The sequence below is a fragment of the Sphaerochaeta sp. genome, assembly GCF_050178175.1.
GTDB lineage: Bacteria > Spirochaetota > Spirochaetia > Sphaerochaetales > Sphaerochaetaceae > Sphaerochaeta.
The window spans coordinates 1-4,678 of sequence record NZ_JBFXGH010000145.1; the positions used below are offsets into that span (position 1 = coordinate 1).

Annotated in this window: 5 protein-coding genes; 1 reads left to right on the forward strand and 4 read right to left on the reverse strand. The window is 52.6% G+C overall.

Going from position 1 to position 4,678, the window contains the following annotated elements:
• Nucleotides 1-64: 64 nt before the first annotated feature.
• The gene (locus tag AB7S66_RS11365; protein ID WP_428520093.1) at nt 65-979 is read right to left on the reverse strand and encodes an AEC family transporter; all 915 of its coding nucleotides are present in this window, start codon (nt 977-979) and stop codon (nt 65-67) included.
• Nucleotides 980-1,043: 64 nt separating this feature from the next.
• Nucleotides 1,044-2,369: an enolase C-terminal domain-like protein gene (locus AB7S66_RS11370; RefSeq protein WP_428520095.1), complete on the reverse strand. Its 1,326-nt coding sequence runs from the start codon at nt 2,367-2,369 to the stop codon at nt 1,044-1,046.
• A 317-nt stretch (nt 2,370-2,686) separates the two neighbouring features.
• On the opposite strand from AB7S66_RS11370, the gene AB7S66_RS11375 reads away from it, so the two are divergent.
• Nucleotides 2,687-3,478, forward strand: coding sequence for an IclR family transcriptional regulator (locus tag AB7S66_RS11375; protein WP_428520097.1), 792 nt, complete (start codon nt 2,687-2,689; stop codon nt 3,476-3,478).
• Between the two features lie 82 nt (nt 3,479-3,560).
• Here the strand turns inward: AB7S66_RS11375 and AB7S66_RS11380 are convergent, their stop codons facing one another.
• Both AB7S66_RS11380 and AB7S66_RS11385 read right to left on the reverse strand, forming a co-directional pair.
• Nucleotides 3,561-4,466 carry a dihydrodipicolinate synthase family protein gene (locus AB7S66_RS11380; protein ID WP_428520099.1) on the reverse strand — a complete coding sequence of 302 codons (906 nt, stop codon included), beginning with the start codon at nt 4,464-4,466 and terminating at the stop codon, nt 3,561-3,563.
• Between the two features lie 14 nt (nt 4,467-4,480).
• Nucleotides 4,481-4,678 (reverse strand): NAD-binding protein (locus AB7S66_RS11385; RefSeq protein WP_428520101.1); only part of this gene is annotated, 198 nt, incomplete at its 5' end.

Sequence of the window (4,678 nt, forward strand, 5' to 3'; positions counted from 1 at the left end):
GATATGTACTAAATTATGTATAATGGCATTAGAATTTTATACAGCTACTCATAACGTACACATACTATAAAATCATTCCCCAAATCGGAATCGAGATCAGGGACAGGAACGTGCTGACAATGACCAGCTTTGAAGCATAGATGGTATCCCTTCCATATTTGGAAGCCAGGATTACCGTGGAGGACCCCCCAGGCATTGCAGATAAGATGACCGACACTCCAATGATCAGTGGATCGAGGCCAAGAAGCTTTGTAGCCACGAATGAGACCAAGGGAATAAAACCAAGACGCAGCAAGGAAAAACTAACAAGATTCCTGTCGATACGTAGATGTTCCTTCTTCATCTCAGCAAACAGGGAACCGATAAGCATCATGGACAAGGCCGTGGTACAGCTAGCGAGAGAAGAGAGCGTCATTTCCATAAAGGAAGGAATCTTGACCGGAAACACCATCCAGAGCAGCCCAATGTACACCGCGACCATGCAGGGGTGAAGGATGACTTTCAGTGCTGCCTGCTTCCTGTTGACTGCTGCCGGGCTGAAAATGGAAAGACCGGCCGTCCACATGACGATTCGCTGGGGGATCAGGTAGATGGAAGCATACATGAATCCGGCTGCCCCAAAGAGCTCTCCTGCGATGGGCAACCCGAGAAACCCCGCATTGGAGACCAAAAGCCCATAGCGCAAGACACTCTTCTTTCCCTGCTCCTGCTTGCAGTAGGTCATCTTGGAGAGCAGGAAGCAGAACAGCTGGATCCCTAGTGACACAAAAAAGATAATGGAGAATGAGAGCAGTATCTCCCTGCTGACATCCATCCTGAAAGAAAGAATGATGCTGCTCGGCAAAGTCACATAGAGCACGAGGTCGGTCAGGAACCCTTTCGTGTGTTCACTGAACAACCCCATTTTCCGAAGCAACGCCCCTACCGCCAGCAAGGTGAAGAGTTGCCCTTGCAGGTTCCATAGACTTGCGAGATCCATATGCAATTTCTTCCTTCAGTTCCCAACGCCGGGACGGCAAAAAGCCATCCCATCATGGACCACCCTATCGTACCAAGGCAGGGCGCTTGGGATCGAACTTCCAGCCAGGGATCAGGAACTGCATACCCTTTGCATCATCCCGGGCACCAAGCTTCTGGTCGACATACAACTGGTGAGCTTTCTCAACCTGCGCCCGATCGACCTCGATACCCAGTCCTGGCTTACCGGTGAGTGCAATATGCCCATCCTCAATCTTCATCGGATCGACACTGAGACGCTCAATTCCCTCCTGCCAGATCCAGTGGGTATCGATTGCCGTTGGATTACCCGGTACGGCTGCCCCCACATGGGCGATCATGGCAAGGGAGATATCAAAGTGGTTATTGGAATGGGAGCCCCAGGTAAGACCAAACTCATCACAGAGCTGGCCAACCCTGACTGCACCACTCATCGTCCAGAAGTGACAATCGGCAAGCGGGATATCCACACTCTGCAATTCCAGGGAGTGGCCGAACTGCCTCCAGTCGGTGGCAATCATGTTCGTTGCGGTGGGAAGGCCGGTAGCACGACGGAACTCACTGAGAATCTCACGTCCACTGTACCCATTCTCTGCTCCACAGGGGTCTTCACAGTAGGTAAGTATCCCTTGCATGTCCTTACAGAGACTTATTGCCTCCTTGAGTGACCACCCACCATTCGGGTCGAGGGTCATTCGTGCATCGGGATACGCTTTCTTCAAGGCCCTGATGACCTCGATCTCCTTGCTGCCCTCGAGCACGCCTCCCTTGAGCTTGAAGTCCTTGAAGCCATAGAGATCCTGGCTTGCCCTGGCAAGCTCAACCACCGCATCAGCATCCAGAGCTTCTTCATGGCGAAGGCGATACCAATCCTCACTGTTCTTCTCATCAGCGTAATAGGGAAGGGTTGTCTTTTTTCGATCCCCAATGAAGAAGAGATATCCCAGTACCTTCACACGGTCCCTGATCTTCCCATCCCCGAGAAGGGAGGCAACAGGAACTTCAAGATACTTGCCCAGGAGGTCCAGAAGTGGTGCCTCAATCGCGGTAACCACGTGAATTCCTGTGCGCAAATCAAATGTTTGCAATCCACGAACATCATTCTCGTCATTCCCGAGGGCTTCCTTGACTCTCAGGAGTGTCTGTTTGTACTCACTGATCCTGGAACCCTCAACCACATGCTTCACATCCTCAAGGGCCTTGGTTATCTTCTGGCCACCTGGGACCTCACCTACGCCGGTGTTTCCCTGGCTATCGGTCAAGATGACAATATTACGGGTAAAATATGGCGCATGGGCTCCACTGAGGTTCAGCAGCATGCTGTCCTTACCTGCTACAGGAAAGACTTCCATTTTCTGAATATAGGGAATCATAATATCTCCTCCTAGCGTATGGGCAGGTACATTAAGGTATTCTGTGTACCGTATCTATTCCATGCTATAGTGCTTTTTCCAATATGTCAATTTTTATTATAGATTTTATAATTTATATTTAGTTTTTTATAACTTTATTTGAGCTTATTACTTGCAAGTCTTTCGCTTCATGTACTATACAGTAATCGTTATATCTCATGGATCGATGTTATTGAGATGGTCTTCGTATTTTCTTTGATAATTTCATAATTACATGCAATACTATAATTGTGTTATAATAATTTGTATATATTTCAAATAGGAAAGAGGACGTTACCATGCCGAATGACACTGACAAATACAACATCAAAGCTGTTTCTCGATGCTTCCAGATACTCGACTATGCCGCTGAGCAAAATGGCCCCATCTCCATCCAGGATGTCTGTACCGCCTTGGACACCAACAGCAATATGGCTTTTCGCCTGCTGGCAAGCTTGCAGGGGTCAGGGTACATGACCAAAGACCCATACACCGGCTTGTATGCAATCAGCCTGAAGACGCTCAAGCTCAGCAGAAGTGCACTTCACTCCCAGGAAATCCGGAAAGTCACCATGCCCTACCTGGAGCTGTTGTGGAATCAGTTCCCCAAGGCAAACGTCAATATGGCAGTCTTCTACAACGGGGAAGTACTTATGCTCGACCGAATTGACACCCAGAGCACTCCTCGTACCTATTTCACCCCAGGCAGGCAGCTACCCTTCCATTGTACAGCTTTGGGCAAGGTCCTGACCAGCGAGATGGATGAAAAAGAACTCGATATGCTCATCGAGCAGAAAGGCCTTGCAAAATATACCGAGCAGACCATCACCGACCCAGCCGCATTCAAGAAAGAGCTTGCAAAGGTTCGAAGCGAAGGTTGCGCCCGCGACCGCAATGAGTTCATCGACGGAGACAACTGCTCAGCTGTTCCCGTGAGAGGCAGGGATGGAAAGATCATAGCCGGCATCAGCGTAAGTGCCCTGGTCTCAAATATGAGTGTGGAGGAGATCGAGAGAACCATTCCCCGGCTGAAGGATACTGCTTCCAGGATCTCCTATATGATGGGATTCACCACAACTCCGGTCTTGTGATCTAGCCAAACCATAAAGTATGCACAAGAGAGTCGTCGTTATTGACGACCCTCTCATTGTACAGGATAGTTCTGGAAACGAGTTATTCCACGACGTCGAAGCCACCATCGATGAGGCTCTGACGGAGGTTCTCCATCTGAGCGGCCGGGCTTGGCATCGTGGGAAGGTAGGGCCTGCCCACCTTCATCCCCACCAGGTTCGCCAGGTCCTTTGTTGCAACCGGGAAGCTCGACTTGTCGGTCGCCAGGCGGATCGGGTTCAGCCTCAGCTGTGCCTCAAGCGATCCCTTGATGTCCCCGGCCACGTACCTCTCGTAGATCGAGCACACCAACTGCGGCAGGTAGTTCGCCGTCGAGCACACAGCCCCCACCGCACCGACCCCCAGGCCGGAGTAGATCAGCGTGTCCTTCCCGCTCAGCACCTTGAAGGAGATGTCGGCGTTGCGCCTCACGAACTCCATCGTCTGCGTCAGGTCCCCGCTCGAGTCCTTCATCCCCACCAGATTAGGGATGCTGTGCGCCAGCTCCTGGACCAGGTCCTGGCTCATCGCGTACCCGCACCTGCCGGGGTTGTTGTACAGCAGCACAGGCACCTCGGGGACTGCAGCGGCTATGGTACGGAAGTGCTGCTTCAGCTCCTCCTCCGTCGGCCTCAGGAACATCGGCTGCAGGATCGACACGCTCCTCGCCCCAAGGCGCACACCCATCCTCGCCAGGCGCACGCACTTGCTCGTGCGTATCGCCCCGACTCCCATGTAGATCGGCACCCGCCCTGCACACTGGTCCACCATGATGCCCAGGGCCTCTTCCATCTCGGCCTCTTCCATCATGTAGAACTCGCCGTTCGACCCGAAGGCAAGGATACCGGAGCATCCCCCCTCGATGACGTAGTCCACCAGGCGCCTCAGCGACGCCTCGTCCACCTTCTCGTCTTCCGTGATCGGGGTCACAATCGGGGGTATGATTCCCTTGATGAAACTCGTATCCATGCCTCTCTCCTTCCTCAGTCGCCGATCTTCGTCCCGCTCACCTTCGCGTAGTAGCGGGCCAGCGCACTGTGGTCGTCGCCCCCGAACCCGTCGGCGTGCAGCGTCTCCATCATCTCCCTCACATACGCGGTCAAGGGCAGGGGCGATCCCACCCCGTGGCCCGTGTCAAGCGCATTGGCAAGGTCCTTGATGTGCAGGTCGATCTTGAACCC